Origin of the sequence: Aequorivita sp. KMM 9714, from assembly GCF_011065475.1 — a bacterium.
In the GTDB taxonomy this organism is placed as follows: Bacteria; Bacteroidota; Bacteroidia; order Flavobacteriales; family Flavobacteriaceae; genus Aequorivita; species Aequorivita sinensis.
The window spans coordinates 1,074,237-1,101,150 of sequence record NZ_JAAGRO010000001.1; the positions used below are offsets into that span (position 1 = coordinate 1,074,237).

23 protein-coding genes are annotated in these 26,914 nt (G+C 35.2%); 12 read left to right on the forward strand and 11 right to left on the reverse strand.

Annotation, left to right across the window (positions count from 1 at the left end; translation table 11 throughout):
- Nucleotides 1–39: 39 nt before the first annotated feature.
- The 6 genes from rodA to purH all read right to left on the reverse strand — a co-directional run bounded on the left by rodA (nucleotide 40) and on the right by purH (nucleotide 7,203).
- Nucleotides 40–1,296 (reverse strand): rod shape-determining protein RodA, encoded by a 1,257-nt coding sequence (rodA, locus tag G3A46_RS04775; RefSeq protein WP_165146845.1) that lies wholly within the window; start codon nucleotides 1,294–1,296, stop codon nucleotides 40–42.
- Entirely contained in the window at nucleotides 1,296–3,164 is a 1,869-nt protein-coding gene (gene mrdA, locus G3A46_RS04780) for a penicillin-binding protein 2 (RefSeq protein WP_165146848.1), read from the reverse strand. Before mrdA ends, rodA begins: the two co-directional genes overlap by 1 nt.
- Nucleotides 3,161–3,670 carry a rod shape-determining protein MreD gene (mreD, locus tag G3A46_RS04785; RefSeq protein ID WP_139855753.1) on the reverse strand — a complete coding sequence of 170 codons (510 nt, stop codon included), beginning with the start codon at nucleotides 3,668–3,670 and terminating at the stop codon, nucleotides 3,161–3,163. The genes mrdA and mreD overlap by 4 nt, the downstream gene beginning before the upstream one ends.
- Nucleotides 3,660–4,487, reverse strand: coding sequence for a rod shape-determining protein MreC (gene mreC / locus G3A46_RS04790; protein WP_139855754.1), 828 nt, complete (start codon nucleotides 4,485–4,487; stop codon nucleotides 3,660–3,662). Before mreC ends, mreD begins: the two co-directional genes overlap by 11 nt.
- 89 nt (nucleotides 4,488–4,576) lie before the next feature.
- Complete coding sequence (locus G3A46_RS04795) at nucleotides 4,577–5,605, reverse strand: rod shape-determining protein (protein WP_165146851.1); 1,029 nt, start codon at nucleotides 5,603–5,605, stop codon at nucleotides 4,577–4,579.
- Nucleotides 5,606–5,670: 65 nt separating this feature from the next.
- Nucleotides 5,671–7,203 (reverse strand): bifunctional phosphoribosylaminoimidazolecarboxamide formyltransferase/IMP cyclohydrolase, encoded by a 1,533-nt coding sequence (purH, locus tag G3A46_RS04800; protein ID WP_165146854.1) that lies wholly within the window; start codon nucleotides 7,201–7,203, stop codon nucleotides 5,671–5,673.
- A 135-nt stretch (nucleotides 7,204–7,338) separates the two neighbouring features.
- Here purH and G3A46_RS04805 point away from each other — a divergent pair, with 135 nt between their 5' ends.
- Nucleotides 7,339–8,595 (forward strand): ABC transporter permease, encoded by a 1,257-nt coding sequence (locus tag G3A46_RS04805; RefSeq protein ID WP_165146857.1) that lies wholly within the window; start codon nucleotides 7,339–7,341, stop codon nucleotides 8,593–8,595.
- A gap of 119 nt (nucleotides 8,596–8,714) precedes the next feature.
- Here G3A46_RS04805 and G3A46_RS04810 read toward each other — a convergent pair whose 3' ends face one another.
- Nucleotides 8,715–9,170, reverse strand: coding sequence for a GAF domain-containing protein (locus tag G3A46_RS04810; protein WP_165146860.1), 456 nt, complete (start codon nucleotides 9,168–9,170; stop codon nucleotides 8,715–8,717).
- 135 nt (nucleotides 9,171–9,305) lie between these two features.
- On the opposite strand from G3A46_RS04810, the gene xrtF reads away from it, so the two are divergent.
- The 11 genes from xrtF to G3A46_RS04865 all read left to right on the forward strand — a co-directional run bounded on the left by xrtF (nucleotide 9,306) and on the right by G3A46_RS04865 (nucleotide 23,437).
- On the forward strand, nucleotides 9,306–9,863 hold the full coding sequence (gene xrtF / locus G3A46_RS04815; RefSeq protein ID WP_165146863.1) for an exosortase family protein XrtF: 558 nt from the start codon (nucleotides 9,306–9,308) through the stop codon (nucleotides 9,861–9,863).
- Nucleotides 9,860–10,294, forward strand: coding sequence for an exosortase F system-associated protein (locus G3A46_RS04820; RefSeq protein WP_241836858.1), 435 nt, complete (start codon nucleotides 9,860–9,862; stop codon nucleotides 10,292–10,294). Before xrtF ends, G3A46_RS04820 begins: the two co-directional genes overlap by 4 nt.
- 36 nt (nucleotides 10,295–10,330) lie before the next feature.
- Nucleotides 10,331–10,882 (forward strand): DUF3347 domain-containing protein, encoded by a 552-nt coding sequence (locus tag G3A46_RS04825; protein ID WP_165146868.1) that lies wholly within the window; start codon nucleotides 10,331–10,333, stop codon nucleotides 10,880–10,882.
- A gap of 56 nt (nucleotides 10,883–10,938) precedes the next feature.
- A complete protein-coding gene (locus G3A46_RS04830) occupies nucleotides 10,939–11,358 on the forward strand; it encodes a hypothetical protein (RefSeq protein ID WP_165146870.1) in 420 nt (139 codons plus the stop codon).
- Between the two features lie 110 nt (nucleotides 11,359–11,468).
- Nucleotides 11,469–14,279 (forward strand): heavy metal translocating P-type ATPase, encoded by a 2,811-nt coding sequence (locus tag G3A46_RS04835; protein ID WP_165146872.1) that lies wholly within the window; start codon nucleotides 11,469–11,471, stop codon nucleotides 14,277–14,279.
- 91 nt (nucleotides 14,280–14,370) lie between these two features.
- Entirely contained in the window at nucleotides 14,371–16,611 is a 2,241-nt protein-coding gene (locus G3A46_RS04840; RefSeq protein ID WP_165146874.1) for a TonB-dependent receptor, read from the forward strand.
- A gap of 94 nt (nucleotides 16,612–16,705) precedes the next feature.
- Nucleotides 16,706–17,059 carry a heavy-metal-associated domain-containing protein gene (locus G3A46_RS04845; protein ID WP_165146876.1) on the forward strand — a complete coding sequence of 118 codons (354 nt, stop codon included), beginning with the start codon at nucleotides 16,706–16,708 and terminating at the stop codon, nucleotides 17,057–17,059.
- 93 nt (nucleotides 17,060–17,152) lie between these two features.
- On the forward strand, nucleotides 17,153–17,473 hold the full coding sequence (locus G3A46_RS04850; protein WP_165146878.1) for a four-helix bundle copper-binding protein: 321 nt from the start codon (nucleotides 17,153–17,155) through the stop codon (nucleotides 17,471–17,473).
- Between the two features lie 358 nt (nucleotides 17,474–17,831).
- Nucleotides 17,832–18,365: a hypothetical protein gene (locus tag G3A46_RS04855; RefSeq protein ID WP_165146880.1), complete on the forward strand. Its 534-nt coding sequence runs from the start codon at nucleotides 17,832–17,834 to the stop codon at nucleotides 18,363–18,365.
- Between the two features lie 393 nt (nucleotides 18,366–18,758).
- Entirely contained in the window at nucleotides 18,759–21,968 is a 3,210-nt protein-coding gene (locus G3A46_RS04860; protein ID WP_165146882.1) for a SusC/RagA family TonB-linked outer membrane protein, read from the forward strand.
- Nucleotides 21,969–21,979: 11 nt separating this feature from the next.
- Entirely contained in the window at nucleotides 21,980–23,437 is a 1,458-nt protein-coding gene (locus tag G3A46_RS04865; protein WP_165146884.1) for a SusD/RagB family nutrient-binding outer membrane lipoprotein, read from the forward strand.
- Nucleotides 23,438–23,753: 316 nt separating this feature from the next.
- Here the strand turns inward: G3A46_RS04865 and G3A46_RS04870 are convergent, their stop codons facing one another.
- From G3A46_RS04870 to G3A46_RS04885, 4 genes are all read right to left on the reverse strand, one after another.
- On the reverse strand, nucleotides 23,754–24,734 hold the full coding sequence (locus G3A46_RS04870; protein WP_165146887.1) for a YpdA family putative bacillithiol disulfide reductase: 981 nt from the start codon (nucleotides 24,732–24,734) through the stop codon (nucleotides 23,754–23,756).
- A 9-nt stretch (nucleotides 24,735–24,743) separates the two neighbouring features.
- Nucleotides 24,744–25,403: a ribulose-phosphate 3-epimerase gene (gene rpe / locus G3A46_RS04875; RefSeq protein WP_165146889.1), complete on the reverse strand. Its 660-nt coding sequence runs from the start codon at nucleotides 25,401–25,403 to the stop codon at nucleotides 24,744–24,746.
- Nucleotides 25,404–25,409: 6 nt separating this feature from the next.
- Nucleotides 25,410–25,808 (reverse strand): BLUF domain-containing protein, encoded by a 399-nt coding sequence (locus G3A46_RS04880; RefSeq protein ID WP_165146891.1) that lies wholly within the window; start codon nucleotides 25,806–25,808, stop codon nucleotides 25,410–25,412.
- 218 nt (nucleotides 25,809–26,026) lie between these two features.
- Nucleotides 26,027–26,890, reverse strand: a complete 864-nt coding sequence (locus G3A46_RS04885; protein WP_139855772.1) for a sigma-70 family RNA polymerase sigma factor — start codon at nucleotides 26,888–26,890, stop codon at nucleotides 26,027–26,029.
- Between the last annotated feature and the right edge of the window lie 24 nt (nucleotides 26,891–26,914).

A 26,914-nucleotide genomic window follows, 5' to 3' on the forward strand; every position in this document is an offset into this window, starting at 1 on the left:
GGTTTCAGTTGTCAGAAAATCCTAAACTTCAGCTTTGTGTTAGGTGTAGTAATAGTTGGCTGCATCTAGCTTTACAAATATAAAAAGTAAGATAGTAAAGCCCCATAGTCCAGATCCTCCGTAACTAAAGAAGGGGAGTGGAATACCAACGGTTGGAAATATACCAGTAACCATTCCTATATTCACAAAAAAGTGAAGAAAGATAATTGCTGCTACACTATAGCCATAAACCCTCCCGAATTGATTTTTCTGTTTTTCAGCTTTGTAAATAATTCTGAGAATGAGGCCAATAAATAGGAGGACTACAATCATACTTCCTACAAATCCCCACTCTTCACCAACTGTACTAAAAATGTAGTCGGTATGTTGTTCGGGTACAAAATTTCCTTTCGTTTGTGTGCCTTGTGTCCAGCCTTTTCCTAACCATCCACCATTCGAAATTGCAATTTCACTTTGATTTGTATTGTAGCCAATTCCTCGTGAATCAACTTCTTTACCAAGAACTATATTAAAACGGTCTCTATGGTGTTGTTTAAATACATTGTTGAAGATATAGCTTACTGAAAATGCAAACCCAATACAAGCAACAACAATCATTATATATTTTAAAATATTTGGACGTTTTTTTCTATTTCTGTAATAAACTATTCCAGCAATTAGTAAAACCGCTACTGCCGCCCAAACTGCTCCAAACGCAAGTGTAGAAACAAAAATAACGGTGGCAAAAAGTCCTAGTAATAAATAAACTCCGTGTAATCCTTCTCTGTATAATGGAAATACAAATGCAGCATACACCAATACACTTCCAGGGTCAGGTTGTAGTATAATGAGTATAACAGGAAGAGCTAAAATAATAAATGCACTTATTTGGTGCTTTAACTCTTGCATGTTGGTTTGAATATCACTTACGTATTTCGCAAGTGCTAGACCAGTAGCTGCTTTGGCAAATTCACTGGGTTGAATACTGAAACCACCAAAGTCATACCAAGCAGTTGTTCCGGCTATAGTACGACCAAACACAAAGAGCCCCGCAAGGGAAAGTAAGGAGACTAAATAAATAATACTTGCGTAATTTTCGTAAAATTTTGATTCTATTGCTAATATGAAAATGATAAGTATAAAACTTAATCCTATCCAAATCATTTGTTTGCCGTAAATCTGCTTAAAATCAAAATATCCCTGAGCAGAATCACTGAGCGATGCGGAATAAATATTAATCCAGCCCATAGAAACTAAGGCGATGAAAATAAAGATCATCAACCAGTCAAATTTCATATATGTTTTTGCTGCAGACATTATCTATTAATTGTAAAAGGTTTCCCGCTATGCGGCTTAGCATATTCATCTTCTAAACTACCTTCAAGGATAAATTTCTCCATATCCTTTCTAGTTATTTCACCTTTAATGTATTTTTCAATCATTAAACCAGCAATTCTACCTGCCCAACGAGAACCCCAATATCCGTTTTCTACAAATACTGCTAAAGCTATTTTAGGATTATCTTTAGGTGCAAAGGCCACAAAAATAGAGTGGTCGGTAAGTTGTACACGTTTACCATCGATTCTGGTAAAGTTTTCGGCTGTACCTGTTTTACCGCATATTTCAATTCCTGGTATTCTAAGATAAGATGCAGTTCCCGATTCGTAAACTTGATACATTCCTTCAACCACAGGTTCAAAATGCTTAGGGTCGATGGTTGTATGGTGTTTTTCTTTGAATTTTTGTGGAATGGTATCGGTTCCAATTATGTTTTTAATTACGTGGGGAGTATAATACCATCCTCGGTTTGCAATGGCAGCTGTAAAGTTTGCCATTTGAATTGGTGTTAGGTTAATTTCACCTTGACCAATAGAGTTTGAAATGGTAGCAGTTGAAAACCATCTGTATTTTGGGAAATTATAAAAGCGATTATAAAATTTTGAATCTGGAATAAGTCCTCTCTTTCCACTTGGAAGGTCGTATCCTAAGAAGTTACCAAGTCCGAAACTCGCTAAATGTTCTTTCCATTTATCAGTACCTTCTTGAATGGTAGAGTAATTATCAACAGATCTCCGGTATAGTGTTGCAAAGTAAGTGTTACAAGATTTTGCAATACCATAAACCATACTTGTGGCGCCGTGAGCCCCGTGACATTTCATCAAGCGTCTTCCATTGTAATAGTACCCTCCAGGACAGTTTATTCGGTCGTCTTCTGTGGTTACATTTTCTTGAAGTGCAATAAGTGCGGTTAATGCTTTAAAGGGAGATCCTGGTGGATATTCACCCATTAAACCTCTATCATATAAAGGCTTTGCAATGGTATCATACCACAATTTTGTAAAGTTTTTCGATCGGTCCCTTCCTACCAATAGCGATGGATCGTAACTTGGCGCTGTAACAAGAGCAAGGATTTCACCAGTACTTGGTTCAATAGCAACTATACCACCTCTTTTGTTAACCATTAATTTTTCACCATACTCCTGAAGCACTGCATCTATAGTAAGTTGTATATCTTTACCTCTTTCTGGAATTGTGTCGAATACTCCGTCTTTATAAGGCCCAATATCTCTGTTAAAGCGATCTCTTTGTATGTATTTTACTCCTTTTACACCGCGTAAAACTTCCTCGTATTCTTTTTCAACACCAGCGGTTCCAATTAGTTCCCCCATTTGGTAATAGGGATTCTTTTTAATAATTGCGTTGTTTACTTCAGCAATATATCCTAGAACGTTAGCAGAGTGTTTTACTTGGTAGTCACGAAGGGAACGACGCTGAATGTAAAAGCCTTCATACTTGTACATTTTTTCTGAAAGTGAAGCGTAGTCGGCTTTATTTAATTGTGGAACTACTACTGAAGGTAACCTCGGAGAGTAAATTTCAGCCTTACGTAACACTTCTTTAAAATCCTCTTTAGAAATCTTTAAAAGTTTACAAAACTCCAAAGTATCTAATGGCTTCACATCTCTAGGGATAACCATGACATCATACGATGGTTGATTGGAAACTAAGAGATTTTCATTACGATCAAATATATACCCGCGTTGCGGATAATCATACATCACTTTAATAGCGCTATTTTGCTCAAGAGATTCTGGAGAAGAATCTAAAACTTGCAGATAAAAAAGCCTAGCCGTGAAAAGTACACCACTTAATAAAACTAATGCTATAAGTACAACTTTTCTCATTTCGATTTTCTATTGAACAAAATCATAGTACACATTGTCAAGACTATTGTGAATATTCCTGAAAATAACGTAGATTTTAATAACAATGGTATATGTTTAAAACTAAATATTTCTAGTGAAAACATAACAAAATGATGCATTAATACTAAAGAAGTGATATAAGTGATTTTTTCAGTTGTATCTGCTTTTTTAATTTTTACAGATTTGTATTCGTAGCTTACACCAAATGAATACTTTAAAACAAACGGTCGAATGTATGCGATAAAGGCCGATGCAGCCGCGTGAACACCACCTGAATCTTCAAAAATATCGATAGAAAGACCTAATAGAAAGCTTAAAAAAATTAGTAAGCTTTTATTACCATCAAGAGGGAATAGTAGTATAAAATAGATATAAAGAAATGGATTTATGTAACCGCCTAAATTAATATTATTAAGCAGTAGCACTTGTATAAAAACAAGCACTATAAACCGTACTATATTAATTAATATATCGTTACTCTGCATCTTCCACTCTTTTTTCTAGCTCATTGATCTCTATTGCATCATTATTTTTGATTAAAAATACGTGCTCAAGACTAGTCATATCATTAAATAAATCGATGTTTACGTAATAATAATTATCGTCATTGTCTAGGTGAAAATCCTTCACGGTTCCAATTAGTACACCTTCGGGAAAAATAGTTGATCGCCCACCTGTGATAATTGTATCTCCCTTTTCAATATCTGCAATTCTTGGGATATCTATCAACTGGGCTATATTTGGGTCTTTTGTATTCCAAATAAGTGATCCAAAATGGCTAGATTTTTTCAATTTAGCGTTAATTCTACTTTTGGTGTTTAATATAGATTGAACAGTAGAATAGTTGTTTGATACATCGCTTACAATCCCAACAATCCCTTTTGAAGAAATAACACCATAATCTCTTTTAATACTATCTCTTCTACCTTTATCTAAGGTAAGCTGGTTTTTAGTTTTTGAATAGTTATTGTTGATTACTCGAGCAGAATAATACTCAAATTTGTTGATGATATTACCGCTATCTAAAGTAGGAGCTAAGTTCAATTCATTGTATTGACTTAGTTTTTTGCGGAGCATTAAATTTTCTTGTAGTAAATCTTCGTTTTCCTTTGCTAGAGTAAAGTAATCTGTAATATTATTTCTCACAGTATAGACTCCACCTGTTACAACGTTTGCAGAACTTATAAATTTGTTGTTGTGGTAATTGTGAGATTGAATTGTTAAAGCAAGAGCAATAATAAACAATACAGCAAATAACAGGAAGTTTTTATTCCGTATAAAGAAAAATATTATTTGCTGCATTGCTTAATAGGGTTAAAATATTCTGCTTTCTAATGGTAGCAACGCCATAAACAGTATGCTATTGTTTTTGATTAATCGCTTTTAGGAAATTATTTTATAAGTACGCTTTTGTATTTATTAAGATTCTTCAAGCATATTCCAGTTCCACGTACTACTGCGCGTAAAGGATCTTCAGCGATATAAACTGGTAAATCAGTTTTTTGTGAAAGTCTTTTATCTAATCCGCGTAGCATTGAACCACCACCTGCAAGGTAAATACCTGTGTTGTAAATGTCGGCAGCAAGTTCTGGTGGAGTTTGTGATAATGTCTCCATTACAGCGTCTTCTATACGTAGAATAGACTTGTCTAATGCTTTTGCAATTTCTCTATATGAAGTTTGTACTTGTTTTGGTTTTCCAGTTAACAAATCACGTCCTTGAACGTCCATTTCGTCTGGTGGAAGCTCAAGATCTTCAGTTGCAGCACCAATTTGAATTTTTATCTTTTCAGCAGTGCGTTCACCTACATAAAGGTTATGCTGAGTTCGCATATAATAAACGATATCGTTTGTAAATACGTCACCAGCAATTTTAACAGACTTGTCGCAAACAATACCACCAAGGGCAATAACTGCAATTTCTGTTGTACCACCTCCTATATCCACAACCATGTTTCCTTTTGGTTGCATAATATCAACACCAATACCAATTGCGGCAGCCATAGGTTCGTGGATTAAGTAAACTTCTTTTCCGTTTACTCTTTCGGCACTTTCTTTTACCGCACGCATTTCCACTTCAGTAATACCACTAGGAATACAAACAACCATACGCAATGAAGGTTTAATCCATCTCTTTTTTAGAGCAGGAATATCACTGATAAACATGTTTATCATCTTTTCACTCGCGTCAAAATCTGCAATTACACCATCCTTTAACGGACGAATAGTCTTGATGTTTTCGTGAGTTTTCCCCTGCATCATAGCGGCTTCACGACCTACCGCAATTATTTTCCCAGTAGTACGATCGCGTGCTACTATAGATGGCGCATCCACAACTACTTTGTCATTATGAATTATCAGTGTGTTCGCGGTACCAAGGTCAATGGCTATTTCTTCAGTTAGGAAGTCAAAAAATCCCATAGTTTTTAATTAGCGGTGTTGAATATTAAGCTGTTGTGTTTTATATTAACAAATGTAATGATTTTTTAATGCTTAAAATGACGTGTTCCGGTAAATACCATTGCCATATTATGCTCGTTGCAATAATCAATACTTAGCTGATCTTTAATAGAACCTCCAGGCTGAATTACTGCAGTAATACCTGCATTGTCTGCAATTTCCACACAATCAGGGAAAGGGAAAAATGCGTCACTTGCCATTACAGCTCCTTCAAGTTCAAAATTAAACGACTTTGCTTTGTCAATTGCCTGTCTTAGTGCATCTACACGGCTCGTTTGTCCGGTTCCACTAGCGCAAAGTTGTTTTCCTTTTGCCAAGACAATTGTATTACTCTTAGTGTGCTTGCATATTTTAGAAGCAAACAACAAGTCTTCTAACTCAGATGAACTAGGTTTATTGTTAGTTGAATGTGTTAAAATATCAGCAGTATCGGTAATATTATCTTTATCTTGAACTAAAACTCCGTTCAAACAAGTTCTTACAGTTGTTGAAGGTAGTTCAATTTCTTTTTGAATTAATAGAATTCTATTCTTTTTTCCTTCTAAAATTTCTTGAGCCTGTTTCGAGTAAGATGGAGCGATTACTACTTCACAAAAAAGACTGTGAATTTCATTAGCGGTAGCTTCGTCAATTTCAGCATTGCTGATTAAAATTCCTCCGAAAGCTGAAACAGGATCACCTGCCAATGCATCTAAATAAGCTTCTTTTACAGTGTCGCGTTGTGCAATTCCACAAGCGTTGTTATGTTTAAGAATAGCAAAAGTTGGTGCTTCGCCTTTAAATTCGTTCATTAGGTTTACTGCAGCATCAACATCCAGAAGGTTGTTGTAGCTCAATTCCTTACCGTGAAGTTTAGTAAACATTTCATCAAAATCTCCGAAGAAGAATCCTTTTTGGTGTGGGTTTTCGCCGTAACGTAACTCCTGACCTTTAGTTTCACTTATTTTAAACGCTGGTAAGTTTTCTTCTGAATTGAAGTAATTAAAAATAGCAGTGTCGTAATTAGAAGAAACATTAAATGATTTTGCAGCAAAACGCTTGCGATCTTTAAGTGAAATTTCTCCGTCGTTTGCTGAAATTAATTCTAAAAACTCAGCGTAATCATCAACTGAAGAAACACAAATAGTGTCTTTAAAGTTTTTAGCTGCGGCACGAATTAACGAAATACCACCTATGTCAATTTTTTCAATAATATCTTCTTCTGATGCTCCAGAAGCAACAGTTTTTTCAAAAGGGTATAAATCAACAATTACAGCGTCTAACTGTGGAATATTGAATTTTTCCATTTCCGCAACATCACTCTCGTTATCTTGTCGGTTTAAAATTCCTCCAAAAACTTTTGGGTGTAATGTTTTTACACGACCTCCTAGAATTGATGGGTAATCGGTTATGTTTTCAACGGCAATTACATCGATGCCTAAATCGTTTATAAATTTTTCGGTGCCTCCTGTTGAGTAAATTTTTACATTTTGTTCATGTAATTTTTTTACGATAGGAGCTAGTCCTTCTTTGCTAAAAACAGAGATTAAAGCTGACTTGATTTTCTTGGAATTGTTCATTGCTAAAAATTAAGGTGCAAAAGTACATAATTGAATAGTAAATTTGTAACATATACAACGAGAAAACGTCTTACTTTTAATAATTTTATCAACCAGGTCGAAAACGAAATCGTCAATCGCTAATTTAAAATCTTAATGCTAATATATCTTCGCGTTTTAAAGGAAAGTTTCAACTTCGCATTAAATGCACTCCGGAACAATAAATTGCGGACTTTTTTGTCTTTAGTTGGGGTAACTATTGGAATTTTTTCGATTATAGCTGTACTTGCAGCAGTAGATTCTTTAAAACGGGAGATAGAAGGAAGTATGAGCGGACTAGATAATAGTACAATCATCATAATGCGTTTTAGTTTTGGCCCTACCGAAATCCCACGTTGGAAATGGCAACAGTTTCCAGATGTTACTTATGACGAATTTCAATACATCGAACGAAATACTCCAAATTTAGAAGCTGCGTCTTTCACATTAGGCGTGCCAAATGAAAGCATAAAATCTGAAAGCAATCAAGTAGATAATGTGCCTATTGGTGCGGTTACAGAAAGCTATTACGATATTGAAGCTCTTAAGCTTGGACAAGGAAGATTTTTTAATGCTGCAGAATCTAATAGCGGCTCTATGGTTGTGGTTATAGGAGATGAAATTGCGAATCAACTTTTTGGAGATGCTGCTAATGCCATTGGAAAAGAAGTGAGAATTTACGGACGAAGATTTAATGTAATTGGGGTTTTAGAAAAAGAAGGCGCTGGTTTATTCGGTAATTCAAAAGATACTTCTGTTTGGATTCCAGTAAATATTGTTAGACGAATATTTGGAGATAATAACAAAAATACATTCCCGCAAATTGTAGTAAAACCTGAAAAAGGAGTTGACAATGCCGAGTTTATCGCAATGCTAACCCAACAACTCCGATTAAAACGAGGTTTAAAACCGGATGAGGTTAGTACTTTTTTTATTAATCAACTTCAAGGCTTTGCCGATTTAATAGACAATATTACAGGAAGTATGAACCTAATTGGGTTGATAATTAGTGGTTTTTCATTATTGGTTGGAGGCTTTGGAATTGCGAACATTATGTTTGTGAGTGTGAAAGAACGAACCAATTTAATTGGAATTCAAAAGTCATTAGGAGCTAAAAATAAATTTATCTTATTCCAGTTTTTATTTGAAGCTGTAATCTTAGCTGTAATAGGCGGTTTGATAGGGTTGTTCTTAGTATTTATAGTTTCAATCTTGGCATCGCAATTTACAGGCGATTTTGAATTTGTGCTCTCACCTTGGAATATGCTTATCGGTACAGCTATTAGTGCAGCTATAGGTTTAATATCTGGAATACTTCCTGCAATTTCCGCGTCGAGATTAGATCCAGTTGAAGCAATTAGAACTGGAATGTAAAGCTTTGCGATTTGCAGAAACATCACATTAAAAATAAAATTCCAAAAGCATTTTATTATGCCTTTGGAATTTGTTAGTTATTAGAAGGTTCAGTTCTAGAATATACTTAGTGGTTGCCACTAAAGTATCTCCGCAACCTCTTTGTTCACCCATTCTAAAAATTTCTCGTCTGCTTCAGTAAAAGGATCTGCAGTATTAGAATCGATATCTATCTGACCAATATTTTTACCATCTTTAAAAAGTGGAATTACAATTTCAGCTTTTACAGTAATGCTACAAGCTATATAATTGTCTTGTGCTTTTACATCTGGTACTACAAAGTTTTGGTTGCTAACAGCTACTTGTCCGCAAATTCCTTTTCCAAAAGGAATAACTGTATGATCTGTTGGTTCGCCTGCAAATGCTTTTAAGTGAAGTGTTTTTTCGGCTTCATTTGCAAAATAAAACCCAACCCAATCGTAATAGCTTACAGTTGTTTGCAGTAATTCACAAACTTGATTTAGGCGCTCATTTGTACCCTTAGCGTCATTTGCTAGAATCGTTTTTATTTTTGGTTTTAACTCTGAAAAAGGCATAGTTTTATGATATCTAAAATATTTAGGCAAAAGTATTTTAAATCGCTCATTAAGCACCAAGAACAAATAATGTATTTTTGTTAAAATTGAACAAAAAAATAAACTGTAACTTTTCAAATTTCTAAAAACTAACCGGTGAAAGAACTCTTGTTGAAATACAAATCAGTTGTGCGCTTTGTAGGTCTTTTTATCGGAACGTATTTGTTGCTGGGTATTCTGTATTCAGTTTATTTGAATTTATCTAAAAACGGTTCTTTTTATCCTGATTATATAACACACCTTGTTGCGATGCAAAGCGTTGCTGTGTTGAATACTTTTGGCTATGCTGCATGTTTAAATCCAGCGCAAACCGTAGAGGGGATGTTGTTGACAATAGATGGGAGATACACAGTAAATATTGTTGAAGGTTGTAACTCGGTGAGTGTAATTATACTTTTTGTAGCCTTTATTATTGCATTTGCAGAAAAATTCAAAAAAACTATTCTTTACATCTTTGCAGGCGCAGTGTTAATTTACATTATAAACATTATTCGAATAGCCATTTTAACAGTAGCACTTTATAAATTTCCTGAATATGAAAACGTGCTTCACGCCGTAGTTTTTCCAGGAATAATTTATGGTTTTGTATTTATGCTGTGGATGATATGGGTGCGAATGTTAAATGTGAATCCGAAATCAAATCTTGTAAAGTGAGTAAATCTATAAGAATATTACTAGTTGTAATTCTCACTTCCTTTCTAGTGCTAGTTCGCGCTTTTGAAGACAATCTTTTTTACGATCCTTTATTGAATTTTTTTAAATCCGATTATAAAACCGCGCCTCTTCCTGAAATGGATGTGTTTTTGTTGCATGTAAATACAGCATTCCGATTTATACTAAACTCTGTTATTTCTCTTGGAATTATATCCTTACTATTTAGGAATAGGGAAGTGATTAAAATTTCATTGGTTCTTTATGCAATACTTTTCATGATACTTATGATTGTATTCAGTTTAATAATTTACACTTCAGAAGGAACATCGAGTCATTTTGTGCTTTTCTATGTACGTCGTTTTTTAATTCAACCGTTGTTTCTTTTGATATTACTTCCAGCCTTTTATTTTCATAAGTACAATTCAAATTGAAATCAATATATTTGCAACTTAAATTTAAAATTCATTATGAAAAAGTTATCTTTTGTTGTTTTAGCGTTTACAGCTATTGCATTTACGTCTTGTAAAGACAATGAGAAAAAGGTGGAAGAACCTGAAGTAGTTACTGTTGATAATACTGCTTCTGAAAAAGAAGTTTATGAAATTTCAGAAAGAGAAGCTGAATTCAACGACCCAAAGGTAGAAGCTATTTTTGATCAATATATTGAAGTTCAAGAAGCTTTAGTGAACACTGATGCTGAAAAAACAGCTACAGAATCCTCTAAGCTTGAAGTTCTTATTAAAGAAGTAGAAGTAAATGAAGCTACTCAAACAGCAGTTGCTGCTATGGCTGCATCAGAGGATGTTAATGTACAGCGTGAGCATTTTGAAACTCTTACTGCAGGGATTGAAGGTATGCTAGAAGGAGCATTAGCGTCTGGTACACTTTACAAACAATATTGCCCAATGGCTTTCAATAATAAAGGTGCTGCTTGGATTAGCAGTGGTAAAAATATTCTAAACCCTTATTTCGGTGATAAGATGCTGAAATGTGGTAGAGTTGATTCAGAAATTAACTAATTACAAAAAAGCCTTCCAATATTTCGGAAGGCTTTTTTTTGTACTTTTGCTTTATAATGAAAAAAGTGATATCTATATTCTTGTCTATACTGATGCTCGCTAGCAGTTCAGGGATAGCTTATGCCCAACATTTTTGTGGGGGTATGGAAATCACATCTGAGGTTACATTAGTCGAAAAACATCTTTCTTGTGAAATGGAAGCAGAAACTTCCGACTCTAATTGTGAGATAGAAAACTTAGCTTCTGAAGCTCCAGACTGTTGCGATAACCATATAACTAAAATACAAACCGACGAAAATTTTACAAAGGCATCATTTGATGTTAAGTTCAACAAAACCTTTGTCGCTACATTTGTTTCGGTATTTGTACTACAGGAAGTTGATATAACTTCTTTTCAAAAAATCTTCTATGCGGAATACAATCCGCCACCTCTCGAACGGGATTTAAATATTCTCTACGAGACCTTCTTAATTTGATTTCTTAAATCTATTTGTGCTTATATTTCATTAACTTGGAGTGTAGGTTTTGCTGTATAAAACTTTTAGAACAGTAATTCGCTTAACTATAGATTTAAAATCAAATAAAAATGACACATAAATATACTATAGACGGAATGACCTGTAATGGTTGTAGAAGTCACGTGGAAAAGATACTCAATGATGTTGAAGGTGTTTCTAATGCATCTGTAAACCTTGAAAAAGGTGAAGCAGTGATTGAAATGGAGCAGCATATCCCGCTTAAAGTTTTTGAGAGTGCTTTGGAATCAGACGGGGGTAGATACAAAATTTCTTCACCTAATGATACTGTAAAAGAAGCTTCGCTTAAGGAAAATGATAAGGAACAAAAACACAATGCAAGCAGTTCTAGTGTTTATTATTGCCCTATGCACTGCGAAGGTGATAAAACATATGATAAGCCGGGTGATTGCCCTGTTTGTGGTATGCATTTAGTAGCTCAGCCAAGTAAAACAGCTGCTGTTAAAGAGAGTTATCAAATTCACGGGATGACTTGCGATGGTTGTAGAGCTCACGTAGAACAGACGTTAAACAAAATTAAAGGAGTCGAGAAGGCGTCGGTAAACTTAGAAAAAGGAGAAGCTGTAATTGAAATGAAAAGTCAGATTCCTTTAAAAGTTTTTGAAAAGGCTTTCGAGGATGATGGAGGAAGTTATAGTATTGCTGTAAAAGGCGATACAAAGGCCGCTGCTAGACACCAAAAGCGAAAGGAAGAAAGAAGAGCAAGCCAAAGCAAATCAGGGACATTTTATTGTCCGATGCACTGCGAAGGTGACAAAACCTATGATAAGCCTGGTGATTGCCCAGTTTGCGGAATGGATTTAGTGCCTATGGCAAGTAATTCTGCAGATGAAGCGGCAGATGACAGTGGCTATAAACTACTACTGAAAAAATTCTGGATAGCCGTTGCTTTTACAATTCCAATATTTATTATCGCAATGTCAGAAATGATCCCTGATAATCCGTTGTATGAATGGATGTCGATGAAAAATTGGAATTGGGTTCAATTCGTCTTGTCTATTCCTGTAGTGTTCTATGCTACTTGGATGTTTTTTGAACGCGCCTATAGATCCATAAAAACCTGGAACTTAAATATGTTTACCTTAATCGGTATTGGTGCTGGTGTCGCTTGGATTTTTAGTGTTTTCGGAATGTTGTTTCCAGATTTTTTCCCTCCTCAATTTAAAACTGAATCGGGAAGTGTTCACGTTTATTTCGAATCGGCTGCTGTAATTCTTACTTTGGTGTTAATGGGGCAAGTGCTAGAAGCTCGAGCTCATAACCGCACAAATTCTGCAGTAAAGGAATTATTGAAACTCGCGCCTAATAAGGCTGTAAGAGTTGTAGATGGTATAGAAGAAACAATTTCGATAGATGATATTCAACTAGGGGATAAACTTCGTGTAAAACCTGGTGAGAAAATTCCTGTAGACGGTAGTATAATTGAAGGCGAAAGCTCGATAGACGAATCGATGATAACCGGAGAACCTGTGCCTGTAACTAAAACTGTTGGTGACCAAGTAAGCTCTGGAACTATAAATGGTAAGCAGACCTTTGTTATGAAAGCAGAAAAAATTGGTAGTGATACTTTGCTTTCTCAGATTATCGATATGGTTAATAAAGCCAGTATGAGTCGTGCTCCAATTCAAAAATTAGCAGATAAAATATCGGGTTGGTTTGTACCAATAGTTGTTTTAATTGCCATAATCACTTTTGTGGTTTGGGCATTAATCGGACCAGAACCTTCTTATGTGTATGCGTTAGTAAATGCTATCGCGGTTTTAATTATCGCATGTCCGTGTGCATTAGGACTTGCTACGCCAATGTCTGTAATGGTAGGTGTTGGTAAAGGAGCTCAAAATGGAGTGCTAATTAAAAATGCCGAATCTCTTGAAGCGCTTAATAAAGTTGATGTGTTAATCATTGATAAAACAGGGACAATTACAGAAGGAAAGCCTTCGGTAGAAAAAGTGGGTTCGTCAGAAGGTTATACTGAAGATGAAGTGCTTCAATATATGGTTTCACTCAATCAAAATAGTGAGCACCCTCTTGCTGATGCCACTGTTAAGTATGGAAAAGAGAAAAACGTAAACACAGAAGCAAGTGGTTTTAAAACTACAGACTTTAATTCAGTTACAGGAAAAGGTGTTACCGGAATTATCAATGGTAAAAAGGTGGCACTAGGGAACGAAAAAATGATGGAAGAGGCTGGTGCGAAAATTTCTAATTCTCTTCAAGCTAATATTTCAGAAGAACAGAAAAAAGGTAAAACTGTACCAATGCTTTCAGTTGAAGGTGATGTAGTTGGTTATGTTGTTATTTCTGATAAAATAAAGGCAACTAGTAAAAAAGCTATTGCTGATCTTCAAGAAAAAGGAATTGAGGTTATTATGCTTACTGGAGATAATCACGATACGGCGCAGGCGGTTGCTTTGGAATTAAATCTAAAAGATTTTAAGGCAGAAATGCTACCTCAAGACAAGCTTAAAGCAGTAGAAGAACTACAAGCTAAAGGTAAAAAGGTAGCAATGGCAGGTGACGGAATTAACGATGCTCCTGCTTTGGCTCAAAGCGATGTGGGAATTGCGATGGGAACAGGAACTGATGTAGCTATAGAAAGCGCCGGAGTTACTTTAGTTAAAGGTGATTTACACGGAATTGTAAAAGCGTTTCAACTAAGTGAGAAGGTGATGAGAAACATTAAGCAGAATCTGTTTTTTGCAATGATTTACAACACGCTGGGTGTTCCAGTTGCTGCAGGAGTGCTATTCCCTGTTTTTGGAATCTTGTTGTCTCCTATGATTGCGGCTTTAGCAATGAGTTTTAGCTCGGTTTCAGTTATAACAAATGCACTAAGATTGCGTGCTGCTAAAATTGATTAAATAAAATAAAAAAAAATTAAAGCATAGGACGAATATCAAGCTGAGAAGTAGGCTTATGTTTTAGGTTTAAAACAAACACTTATAAAATTATATGAAAAGCTATAAATTAATATTAATAGCCCTTTTATTTCCACTCTCAATTCTTTCACAGGAAAAATTAAAAGGAATAATCACCGAAAACATCAATAATGATGAGGTTCCAGTGGCTGGAGCGAATGTATACTGGTTAAATACTTCGGTTGGTGCGGTTACAGATTTTGATGGAAATTTTGAAATCGAATACAAGCCAGAATACAAAAAAATGGTAGTGAGTTTTGTAGGGTATAAAACTGATACAATTACGGTTAATTCTCCAAAAAGAATAAAACATACACTTACTTCTAAAGCAAATTTAGATGAAGTAACGGTTACAGCCCGTAAAAAGGCGAGCTCGCGTTCTTTTTTACAATCTCAAAACGTGATTAATGTGAGCAGTGCTGAATTATTAAAAGCTGCTTGTTGCAATCTTGCGGAAAGTTTTGAAACAAACCCTTCTATAGATGTGAATTTTGCAGATGCTATTTCGGGAACAAAACAGATTAAAATGTTAGGGCTCACAAGTCCGTATATTTTAATTACAACCGAAAACGTACCAAGTATTCGTGGAGCGTCTCAAGCTTATGGATTGAGTTTCATCCCTGGGACTTGGGTGGAAAGTATACAAATAACTAAAGGTTCGGGAAGCGTAGTAAATGGTTATGAAAGTATTGCAGGACAAATTAATGCTGAACTTCAAAAACCGTTAACAGATGATAAGCTTTTTGTAAATGCTTATGGCTCTGGAAATGGAAGGTTTGAGTTGAATACTCATTTAAATACACAAGTAACCAATAGATGGAGTACGGGTTTATATATTCACGGTAATATGCGTGATTATGAATTTGATAAAAACAACGATTCCTTTATAGATGCACCATTAATGCAGCAAGTAAACGTTATGAATCGCTGGCAATATACCGATCAGGAAAATGGCTATGTTGGCTTTTTTAACGTAAGGTATTTGAATGATGAGAAGCAAACTGGTCAGGTGAATTTTGATCCCAAAATAGACCGTGGCACAACAAATGCTTGGGGAAGCGAAATTAAGACACAGCGATTTGATGTTTCAGGAAAATTTGGATTTGTTAACCCCGATATACCTTGGCGTACAGGTGGAATACAAGTAGCATATAGCCATCACGACCAAGAATCTTATTTTGGGTTAAACGATTACAATATTCAGCATAATAGTTTGTATTCGCAGTTAACTTATAACTCAATTATAAGTGATTCTAGGCATAAAATTAAAACTGGACTTAGCGGAACTTATGATAGTTACGAAGAGTTAGTTTTAACAGAAAACTACAGTCGAATTGAAAATTCAGTAGGTGCATTTTTTGAATACAACTTTGATAATTCTAGCAACTTAAGTTATAGCCTTGGGATTAGAGGAGATGTTCATAACAGACTTGGCGCTTTTGTTACGCCTCGTTTCCACTTGCGCTATACGCCTTGGGACAAGTCTGCTATTCGTGTTTCTGCGGGAAGAGGAAAACGTAGTGCTAATATTTTCACAGAAAACCAAAGTCTTTTCGCTACCTCACGTAGTTTAAATGTCTTAGGTAATTCTGGTAAAATATATGGACTAGACCCTGAAATTGCTTGGAATTATGGAATCTCGTATATGCAAGGATTTAATTTGTTCAATAGAAAAGCGGATATAACAGTTGATTTTTATAGAACAGATTTTGAAAATCAAATAGTGGTTGATTGGGAAAATCCTACAGAAATCAATTTCTATAATTTAGATGGTGAGAGTTATTCAAACAACTTTCAAGCAGAGTTTAATTATAATATGTTCGAACGCTTTGATATGCGTTTAGCCTATAAGTATTACGATGTAGAAACCACTTATTTAAGCGGAAAGAAACAGAATCCGTTAACGCCAAATCACAGGTTTTTCGCAAATGCTTCGTATGAAACTAAATTGAATACAAAAGGAGGAAACTGGAAGTTTGATGCAACCTACAACTATATAGGAGAACAGCGTTTTGCTTCGTCTGCAACCTATCTAAACACCATAGGTCTTTCAGAGTTTTCTTCAAGTCTTTCTACAGTGAACGCGCAGATAACTAAGGTTTTTTCAAATAGCTTTGAATTGTATGTAGGGGGTGAAAACTTGACTAATGTTAAACAAGAAAATCCAATTATAGGAAGCGACAATCCGTTTGGGGCAAGTTTTGATACAACCTATGTTTATGGACCAATTTTTGGGAGTTCGTATTACGCGGGTTTAAGATATAGACTTAACTAATTTCTGTCTTTTATTATTTTATAAGGAAGTGATTATTTAAAATAATTTAGAGTAAAAAAACAAACAATTTATTAATTATTAAAATTCGAATATTATGCAAAAAGTACTTTTAATCCTAGGAGTTATGTTTATAGGAGCAACAGGTTTTGCTCAAAACAAAAACGCAAAAGCAACTATTGAAGTAGATGGAGTTTGTGGCATGTGTAAAGAGCGTATTGAAAAAGCTTCAATTCAAGCTAAAGGTGTTAAAATGGCAACTTGGGATGTAGATACACATCAGCTAAGTTTAATTTACAATGAAAAGAAGACAGATTTAACCACCATTCAACAAAGTATTGCCGATAGTGGTCACGATACTCAAGACATAACAGCCACGGATGAAGCTTATGAAAATTTAATGGGTTGCTGTAAGTACCGCGATCCGAAAGTTGTCGAAGATCATAAATAGTTCTTTTTGAGCTTTCGCTTTAATTTATTATTTCTTTAATACACTAGGGATAAATGAATTAGTAAATTGTGTTTCATTATAAAAACAATTACTATGAAAAACGAAAAGCTAATCCACGCCCTAGGCAATTGTATCAATCATTGTAACTATTGTGCTGATGCCTGCTTAGATGAAGAAAATGTAAAAATGATGGTAAACTGTATCCGTTTGGATAGAGTTTGCGCTGAAGTTTGTAGTACACTGAATCAATTATTAGCAATGAATTTTACTGATGTAAACGACTTGGTAAAATACTGTGCGAAAATTTGTGATATGTGTGCAGAAGAATGTTCAAAACATGAGATGCAACATTGCAAAGATTGTGCAGAAGCTTGTAGAAAATGTGCAGAAGAATGTAGAGCTTATCTAGCGTAGAATTAAAGTTCAAATTATAGTTTACAAATATTATATCTGTTAAGTGAAGTTTTATTCTAATTGAAGATATTTTTGTTTCGGACCTTAAAAGTGAAATTGACTTTAAGGTTCTTATTATGTGGTAATTATGTGTGGGTTTTACTTGAAATCAGAAAACATTTATGCACTATACTTAACGCAAATATCAATAAGAATAAGACGAATTTAGTAGGTGTTATATATATTAAGGTATAACTACTTTAAAATCCACTTCCAGAAAACGAAGTGGATTTTAATTTTAAGCGGGTTATTTATAAAAAAGATTTCGATCTAATTTTTTAATTTTACGAATCCAAAAAAACATATTAATTACATATAAATGAAACAAATTTTAGGAATAGGCTCTAGGATAAATCACTCCACTTACGGAAAAGGAGTTATTACAAATGTTACTGCAAAAATGTACTGGGTAACTTTTATAGAAAATGGTTTAGAAACAATTGATATTGATGATGAATTTGAAGTTATTGAAGCTGCCGAAGACGAAGTAGATTCTGTAAGTTTTTATGAAGTAGAGAGAAGTCTTCGAGAAATTCTTAAAAAATGGAATGGTATAAGTGAAATAGTTCCAATTGCTGATAAGTGGAAAGGAGGTACAATGGTTTTGCAACCGGCAGATAGTAATTTAAGTTCTAAGGAAATTCCAATAGACACTTTTTTTCATAAAATAGTGATGTTGCGAGATAGGCTTAGAGTGATGGAGCAAAAGATAAATTCAAGTAAAGAATTAGATGAAAGTTTGAAAATTGACCTACAGCAATATATTACTCGTTGTTATGGAAGTTTAACAACTTTCAATGTGCTTTTTAAGAGTAACTCACAAAATTTCAAAGGAGAAGGAGCTTCAAAATAAGTTGTAAATCCTTTAAATTTAGAAACCTCAATTATTGCAAGAAGTAATTGAGGTTTTTTTATTTGTGTAATATCGAATTTCTGAAAAAGGCTGATATTATGTTAAAATGCGGAAAAAATCAAATTTATCGTCGTTTTAACGAAATTGTTAATAATGTGTGTGAAAATAATTTGACCCGCATAATTTCCGTAATAAAGCTAATATTAGTGTTCGCGCAAGCTTCGAAGCGTAACAAAATCAGATGATTGTGAAAAAAAACGGGTTTTTGAATATGATTTTTTCTTTGATAAAAAATTCTTTTCAGTTAAATAATTGTGAATCTACATCCATTAAAAGTTGGAATTGTAAGATTTTATTGGCACTTTTGAGGTGCTAATTCAAACAAACAAAAAAATGAAAACAAAGTTTAGTGGAATTTTAACGCTTTTACTAGCGTTAGTTGTGCAGCTCGCAGTTGCACAAGAAAAATCGATTTCCGGAACGGTGACTGATGACACAGGTCTCCCGCTTCCAGGAGTTAACATTATTATAAAGGGTACTAGTACCGGAACACAGTCTGATTTTGATGGTAATTACTCCATTGAGGCTGCAGTTGGTCAAACACTCGTTTATAGTTATGTAGGTTTTGAAACCCAAGAGGTAGCTGTTGGGGCTTCAAATAAAATGAACATTACTATGCAGGCCGGATCTGCTCTGGACGAAGTAGTAGTAACTGCACTTGGTGTATCTCGTGAGAAACAATCTCTTGGATACTCTACGCAGGAAGTAGGTGGTGACGATGTTGCTACTGTAAAAGGGAATAACTTTACAAATGCCCTTTCTGGTAAGGTTTCTGGTCTTCAGATTAGAAGAAACAACAACTTTGGTGGATCTACTAACGTAGTTATTAGAGGTAACACTTCTTTAACTGGAGATAACCAAGCTTTATTCGTTGTTGATGGTGTGCCAATTAGTAATAGAAATACCAACTCTGCTGGACAAACTCAAGCATCTGGTAACTATTATGACTACGGTAACGCTGCTGCAGATATTAACCCAGACGACATCGAAAGTATTAACGTACTTAAAGGTGCTGCTGCATCTGCACTTTACGGTTCACGTGCTGCAAACGGTGTAATTATTATTACTACTAAAAAAGGTAAGTCTGCAAAAGGATTAGGAGTTACTCTTAATAGTAATGCAACTGTTGGTTTTATCGACAAAAGTACTTTTGCTGAATACCAAACTCAATATGGTCCTGGATATGGTGACTACTTCACTTTTGGTGATGTTGACGGTGATGGTATTGATGATCAAATTGAGAACTATGGAGATGATGCATCTTATGGTCCAGCTTACGATCCAAACTTATTTATCTATAAGTGGGATTCATTTGACCCATCTTCGCCAAACTACTTGAAGAAAACTGCTTATACTGCAGCAAAGAATGGTCCTATTGCTTTCTTTGAAACTCCAGTAACACTTACAAACTCTATCTCTATTTCTAATGGTTTAGAGAATGGTTCGTACCGTATGTCTTATACTAAATTAGATCAATCAGGTCTAATGCCAAATAGCCAAATAGATAGACATAACTTTATTTTTAGCGGAACTTACGATGTTAGTGAAAAATTAACTGCTAGTGGATTTGCTAACTATATTAAGTCTGATGCACTTGGACGTAACTCTACTGGTTATACAGACAACGTTGTTGGTATGATGAAGCAGTGGTGGTCTAATAGTACAGATTTGAATGCTCAAAGAGATATTTATTTTGCTACAAAAAGAAACGTAACTTGGAACCCAAACAGTACAACTCCAGGTGCAGCTCCACTTTACTGGGATAACCCATACTGGACACGTTACGAAAACTACCAAAATGATGGAAGAAGCCGTTTTATCGGTAACTTTGAGTTAAACTATGAATTGGCTGACTGGGTAAGTGTAACAGGTAGAGTTTCTACTGATACTTACAATGAGCAACAAGAAGAGCGTAGAGCTGTAGGTTCTGGAGCTGTTAACTTTGGTGTTTCTCGTGGAAATGTTAATTCAGGTTACTTAAGAAGAGATATTACTGCTGTAGAAACAAACTACGATTTAATGTTCAACTTCAACACAGATATTACTGAAAACTTAAGCTTTGCTGGTATCTTAGGATCTAACATTAGAAGAAGTGAGTTTAACTCATTAACATCTTCTACTGCTGGTGGATTGGTAGTTCCAGGACTTTATTCTTTACAGAATGGTGCTTCTCCAAATCCAAATCCAATTGAACGTGCTGAGAAAGTTGGTGTAGATGGTGTTTACGCAAGTGCATCTTTCGGTTTTGCAAATGTAGTTTACTTAGATGGTACTATTAGAAGAGACCGTTTCTCTACACTACCTAAAGAAAACAGTTCATTCTACTACCCATCTGTATCTACTAGTTTTGTGTTTAGCAAAATATTAGATGTTAACGCAATTAGCTTTGGTAAACTTCGTGTAAACTACGCTGAAGTAGGTAACGGAGCTCCATTTGATAGATTACGTGATACTTATACAATTAATGGTGATATAGGAAACTCTATTCCTAATACAGCTAACAACGCAAACCTTAAGCCAGAAACTACTAAGAGTTACGAGGCAGGTTTAGAAATGAGATTTGCTGATAACAGATTAGGATTTGATGTGTCTTACTACAAATCAAACTCTATCGACCAAATTGTAACTGTTCCAATTTCTGCTTCTACTGGTTATACTGGTAAATTGCTTAACGCAGGTGAAATTGAAAACAAGGGTATTGAAGTATCTTTAAACGCTATGCCAGTTAAGAACGATAACTTTACTTGGGCAATTAATGCAAACTGGACTCAAAACAAGAGTGAGGTAGTTGCTTTACCTGACGGAATTAAAAACCTAGAATTAGGTAGATTCCAAGGTGGTGTTTCTATCAACGCTGCATTAGGTGAGCCTTACGGTGTAATTTACGGTCAAGACTTCGTTTACTTAAACGGTGAGAAAGTTGTAGATCCAGATTCTGGAAGATACCTTAAGTCTCCAAACTCTAATAACATTCTTGGAGATACTAACCCAGATTGGTTAGCAGGTATTACTAACACTTTTACTTACAAAGATTTCTCTTTTAGTTTCTTAATTGATATCCAAGAAGGTGGAAGCCTTTTCTCTCTTGACCAATACTATGGTGAAGCGACAGGTCTTTATGCAAATACTGCATTTACAAACGACTTAGGAAACCCAGTAAGAAACACTCTTGAAAATGGTGGTGGATTAATTAACCCAGGTGTTAACCCTGATGGTTCTCCAAACACAACTAGAACTGATGCAAACAACTTTAGCGCATTTGGATATGCTGCTTTACCAGCTGCTGCATTCGTTTACGATGCTAGTTATATTAAGTTACGTCAAGTATCGCTTACTTATACTATGCCATCTAGATTCCTTGAAAACACATTTATGACTGGATTACAGTTTAGCGTTTCAGGATCAAACCTATGGATTATCGACAAGAATATTCCTTATGCTGATCCAGAAGCAGGTTTGAGTTCAGGTAACCTTCAAGGATATGTTACTGGTTCATTACCAACTACCCAAGATTACGGGTTTAACATTAAAGCTCAATTTTAATAAAAAAAAAGATGAAGAAACTAATTTTAATATTAACCGCGGCAGTTATGGCCGTGTCGTGTTCAGATAATTTAGAAGATCTGAATCAGAATATAAAAGACCCTACTAATGTAAGTGGTGAGAGTTTGTTTGCTTCTGCTCAAAAACAATTAGCAGATCAATTTGTAACTCCAAACGTAAACCTTAACAACTTAAGGTTATGGACACAACAATTGCAGGAAACTACTTATACTGATGAGAGTAACTACGATCAAATTACTCGTGCAATTCCTGACAACCACTGGAGAGAATTGTATCGTGATGTACTTAAAGATTTAAACGAAGCTGATAGAATTATTTCAGCTACGGATAATGATTTAACAAACGCACTTAAGCCTAATAAGCTTGCAATTGTTGAAGTGATGACTGTATTCGCTTACAGTAACTTAGTAGAAACTTACGGAGATGTTCCTTATAGCGAAGCATTAGACATCGAAAACCTTTTGCCTGCTTATGATGACGCTGCAACTATTTACAAAGACTTACTTACTCGTTTAGATGCTGCTATTGGTAGCATGAATACTAGTGTTGGAAGTTTTAGTGATACTGAAGACATGATGTATTCAGGAAATGTTGCTAATTGGAAAAAGTTTGCGAACTCATTAAAGTTAAGAATGGGTATCATGCTTGCAGATGTAAATCCAGCACTTTCTCAAGCTACTGTTGAGTCTGCTTACACAAGTGGTGTATTTACAAGTAATGCTGATAACGGAAGTTATATGTATCGCCCTGCAGCTCCAAACAACAACCCTATGAACGATAACTTAGTTCTTAGTGGACGTAATGACTATGTTGCTGCTGAAACAATCATCGATTTGATGAATGGATTAGAAGATCCAAGAAGAGCAGTTTACTTTACTACTGTTGATGGAGAGTATGTAGGTGGTGGTATTGGTGAGATTTCTGCTTATGCAGAGCACTCTCACGTTGCTGACCGTTTAGTAGATCCAGCTGAACCAGGTGAACTTTTATCTTACACTGAAGTTAGATTCTTATTAGCTGAAGCTGCTGCTAGAGGTTATGCTGTTGGTGGCGATGCTGCAACTCATTACGAAGCTGCTATTACTGCATCTTTCGAATACTGGGGTGCTGAAGGTTTAGCTGATTACTTAGCTTCACCTGCTGTTGATTATGACTCTGCAATTGCAAACAGTACTTCTAGCCCAGCTTGGAAAGAAGTAATTGGTACGCAAGCGTATTTAGGTCTTTACAACAGAACATTTGCTAGTTACAACTCAGTTCGTCGTTTAGATTACCCAATTCTAAAGCAACCAGCTGGTGCAACTTCAGGTTTCCCAACTCGTTATTTATATCCTGTTGCTGAACAAACCCTGAACGAAGCTAACTGGAGCGCTGCTTCTAGTGCTATTGGTGGTGATGCTGCTGAAACTAGATTATTCTGGGATAAATTCTATACTTTCGATTTCTAATAAATCGATAATTATAAATCTAAAATCCCCGACAGCAATGTCGGGGATTTTTTTTTGATGTTTTTTAATGAAGTTTTATACAGACTCTGTAAGAGTTTTTAGTCTATTAAGTGACAATGAAGTGTGTTGCGAGTTTAAATGCAGTCAGAAGCCTTAAAATAGCATGGAGCACGCTTTAGGACTGCTTCAATACTTGAGAAATATTTAAGAAGAATTAATACTGTGGATTATCGGAGAATTAATGAGAAGTTTAAGAATTTAGATTTTTCTTTAAACTCCATCTACTAACTATAAACTACCAACTATCTACCGCCAACTATCTGGTTAAATGGTCAACGATAATCTTGGCGTGTATTCTCGAATTTTCGATAAACCATTTGTGAGTTTCCATACCACCGCAAATTACTCCTGCAAGAAATAGCCCGTCCACATTGGTTTCCATTGTGTCGGGATTGTATTGAGGAAGCCTTTTGTTATCGTTTGAAAGTTTTACACCTAATGTTTGTAAGAAATTAAAATCAGGTTTGTATCCTGTAAGCGCCACTACATAATTATTCGGTAGACTTATTTTACCTTGTGGCGTGTTTATTAAAACTTCGCTTTCTGAAATTTCTTCTATTTCAGAATTGAAATAAGCTTTAATGCTTCCTTCTTTTATTCTGTTTTCGATATCTGGTTTTACCCAGTATTTTACACGTTCGCCAATTTCCGGTCCGCGAACTACCATGGTTACATCTCCGCCTTTACGCCAAATTTCTAATGCCGCATCTACAGAGGAGTTACTAGCTCCCACAACAATAACCTTTTGCATTACAAATGGGTGAGCTTCCTTGTAATAATGCATCACTTTGGGAAGATTTTCCCCAGGAACATTTAGTGTATTTGGAATATCGTAGAACCCTGTGCTTACGATTATGTTTTTGGCCTTGTAATTGTTTTTATCTGACTCAATATTAAAGCTGTTTTCATTCTTTTCAACAGAAACAATCTTTTCATATAAATTAATATTGAGATTATTTGATGTAGCTACACGGCGATAGTATTCTAAAGCCTCATTACGTCTTGGCTTAGGGTTGTTGCTTATAAATGGAATCTCATCAATTTCTAGCTTCTCTGAAGTAGAGAAGAAAGTCATATTTAGCGGGTAGTTGTAAAGTGAATTGGTAAGTGCTCCTTTTTCAACCACAATATAACTTAAGCCATTTTTTTTTGATTCTAAGGCGCAAGCTATCCCAATAGGACCTGCCCCTATAATTAATACATCAAATAAATTTTCAATTGAAGAAGTTTTAGACATAATAAAACACTAGAGTACAATTTTCTTTAAGTCTGCAATAGTTTCAGTAGGGTTACTCGCGCCAAACACATAGCTACCTGCAACCAAAACATCAGCACCTGCTTCTACTAGTTGTTTAGCGTTTTTAATTGTTACACCACCATCTATTTCAATTTTGGTAGTAGCGCCGTTTGCTTCAATAATTTCACGAAGTTGTTTTACTTTTTTATAAGTATTTTCAATAAAGCTCTGTCCGCCAAAACCTGGATTTACACTCATAATGCAAACTAAATCAATATCCTTTATTGTGTCTTCCAATAAAGCTACATTAGTATGTGGATTTATTGCAACTCCTGCTTGCATTCCTTCGGCTTTGATAGCTTGAAGTGTTCGGTGTAAATGTGTACAAGCTTCGTAGTGAACTGTTAATACATCGGTCCCTAAATCGGTGAATGTTTTAATGTAGCGATCTGGGTCGATAATCATTAAATGCACGTCTAAAGGCTTTTTAGCGTGTTTAGCTATGCTTTTAATAACTGGCATCCCAAACGAGATATTCGGCACGAAAACACCATCCATTACATCGAGGTGAAACCAATCTGCTTCACTAGCATTAACCATTTCAATATCTCTTTGAAGGTTAGCGAAATCTGCGGCAAGTATGGAGGGAGCAATAAGTGTGTTTTTCATGATAGCTTATAATAAGAAAGGTTCTAAAAGTCTTTTAATGTTTGTTGGGTAATTATTATTTGAACTATATTTTGACAGATAAATGTTTAGTTTTTCGATATCATCTTTGCTTTTTAGGATACTAAACCTAGCGTCATAATTATTGAAAATTCGGCTTTCAATTTTTTGATCTAAAACAATTAATATGTCTTTATGCCTATTATCCTTTCGTATAGTGGCGTAAAGTTCCTGAATGGTTTCCTTTTTTCCTTCGAGAACTTGAAGGAAAAAGTTGTTGTTATGAAGCAATATCCCTGAAATATTTGAGGAATTATTGAACTCTAAAACCTGATTGAACAAGTCTTCTAATTCCGAATTTTTCATCGGTTGATGATCCTTGCTTAAATAACAGATGGTATGTTTCATTGGTTGGCAAAGTTACAAATTAGTTTGCAGTTTGAGAGGTTTTACTGCCCGTAGATAGGATTATAGTTTAAATGAAAAACCTCCGGTAATCAGCCGGAGGTTATTCATCAATCAAAAAACGAACAGTTGTTACCCTAATACTAGATTAGGATTATACTGTTGGTTATCGTTAAAAGTTTTTGTCTTGTTTAGACTTAGCTAAAGGTAAGCTATTAAGTTTAACCTAAATATGTCATTAAAATCTTACTTCTTGAAGTATGTTTTAATCTTCTAATAGCTTTTTCTTTTATTTGGCGTACGCGCTCACGAGTAAGATCGAAAGTTTCGCCTATTTCTTCTAATGTCATTGGTTGTTGATCGCCAAGACCGAAGTATAAACGGATAACATCTGCCTCACGAGGAGTAAGTGTTTCTAAAGCACGCTCAATTTCTGTTCTTAAAGATTCGTGTAGTAATGCACGGTCTGGATTTGGACTTTCACCACTGCGTAAAACGTCGTAAAGGTTACTGTCTTCTCCTTCAATAAGCGGAGCATCCATGGATACGTGACGGCCAGAGTTTTTCATCGACTCTTTTACATCACTTATCGTCATATCCAACTCTTTTGCAATTTCTTCAGCAGAAGGTGGACGTTCGTTTGCTTGTTCTAAAGAAGCATACATCTTATTTATTTTGTTGATGCTTCCAATTTTGTTAAGCGGTAAACGAACAATACGAGACTGTTCTGCTAAAGCTTGTAAGATAGATTGACGAATCCACCAAACTGCATACGATATAAATTTAAAACCACGGGTTTCGTCAAAACGTTGTGCGGCTTTAATTAAACCAAGATTTCCTTCGTTTATAAGGTCGGGTAGAGTAAGACCTTGATTTTGATATTGCTTTGCTACCGAAACAACGAAACGTAGATTAGCTTTGGTTAATTTCTCCAATGCAACGTGGTCACCCGCTTTTATGCGCTGTGCCAATTCTACTTCATCTTCTGCGGTAATTAAGTCAACTTTTCCAATTTCTTGAAGGTACTTGTCTAATGAAGCGGTTTCCCTGTTGGTAACCTGCTTTGTAATTTTAAGTTGTCTCATTTAAGGTATGTCCTGTAGATTAAG

Bases quoted from the DNA above. Each gene is read 5' to 3' on its own strand.
- rodA (WP_165146845.1), bottom strand. From the start codon at position 1,296: ATGTCTGCAGCAAAAACATATATGAAATTTGACTGGTTGATGATCTTT.
- mrdA (WP_165146848.1), bottom strand. From the start codon at position 3,164: ATGAGAAAAGTTGTACTTATAGCATTAGTTTTATTAAGTGGTGTACTT.
- mreD (WP_139855753.1), bottom strand. From the start codon at position 3,670: ATGCAGAGTAACGATATATTAATTAATATAGTACGGTTTATAGTGCTT.
- mreC (WP_139855754.1), bottom strand. From the start codon at position 4,487: ATGCAGCAAATAATATTTTTCTTTATACGGAATAAAAACTTCCTGTTA.
- G3A46_RS04795 (WP_165146851.1), bottom strand. From the start codon at position 5,605: ATGGGATTTTTTGACTTCCTAACTGAAGAAATAGCCATTGACCTTGGT.
- purH (WP_165146854.1), bottom strand. From the start codon at position 7,203: ATGAACAATTCCAAGAAAATCAAGTCAGCTTTAATCTCTGTTTTTAGC.
- G3A46_RS04805 (WP_165146857.1), top strand. From the start codon at position 7,339: ATGCTAATATATCTTCGCGTTTTAAAGGAAAGTTTCAACTTCGCATTA.
- G3A46_RS04810 (WP_165146860.1), bottom strand. From the start codon at position 9,170: ATGCCTTTTTCAGAGTTAAAACCAAAAATAAAAACGATTCTAGCAAAT.
- G3A46_RS04825 (WP_165146868.1), top strand. From the start codon at position 10,331: ATGAAAAAGTTATCTTTTGTTGTTTTAGCGTTTACAGCTATTGCATTT.
- G3A46_RS04830 (WP_165146870.1), top strand. From the start codon at position 10,939: ATGAAAAAAGTGATATCTATATTCTTGTCTATACTGATGCTCGCTAGC.
- G3A46_RS04835 (WP_165146872.1), top strand. From the start codon at position 11,469: ATGACACATAAATATACTATAGACGGAATGACCTGTAATGGTTGTAGA.
- G3A46_RS04840 (WP_165146874.1), top strand. From the start codon at position 14,371: ATGAAAAGCTATAAATTAATATTAATAGCCCTTTTATTTCCACTCTCA.
- G3A46_RS04845 (WP_165146876.1), top strand. From the start codon at position 16,706: ATGCAAAAAGTACTTTTAATCCTAGGAGTTATGTTTATAGGAGCAACA.
- G3A46_RS04850 (WP_165146878.1), top strand. From the start codon at position 17,153: ATGAAAAACGAAAAGCTAATCCACGCCCTAGGCAATTGTATCAATCAT.
- G3A46_RS04855 (WP_165146880.1), top strand. From the start codon at position 17,832: ATGAAACAAATTTTAGGAATAGGCTCTAGGATAAATCACTCCACTTAC.
- G3A46_RS04860 (WP_165146882.1), top strand. From the start codon at position 18,759: ATGAAAACAAAGTTTAGTGGAATTTTAACGCTTTTACTAGCGTTAGTT.
- G3A46_RS04865 (WP_165146884.1), top strand. From the start codon at position 21,980: ATGAAGAAACTAATTTTAATATTAACCGCGGCAGTTATGGCCGTGTCG.
- G3A46_RS04870 (WP_165146887.1), bottom strand. From the start codon at position 24,734: ATGTCTAAAACTTCTTCAATTGAAAATTTATTTGATGTATTAATTATA.
- rpe (WP_165146889.1), bottom strand. From the start codon at position 25,403: ATGAAAAACACACTTATTGCTCCCTCCATACTTGCCGCAGATTTCGCT.
- G3A46_RS04880 (WP_165146891.1), bottom strand. From the start codon at position 25,808: ATGAAACATACCATCTGTTATTTAAGCAAGGATCATCAACCGATGAAA.
- G3A46_RS04885 (WP_139855772.1), bottom strand. From the start codon at position 26,890: ATGAGACAACTTAAAATTACAAAGCAGGTTACCAACAGGGAAACCGCT.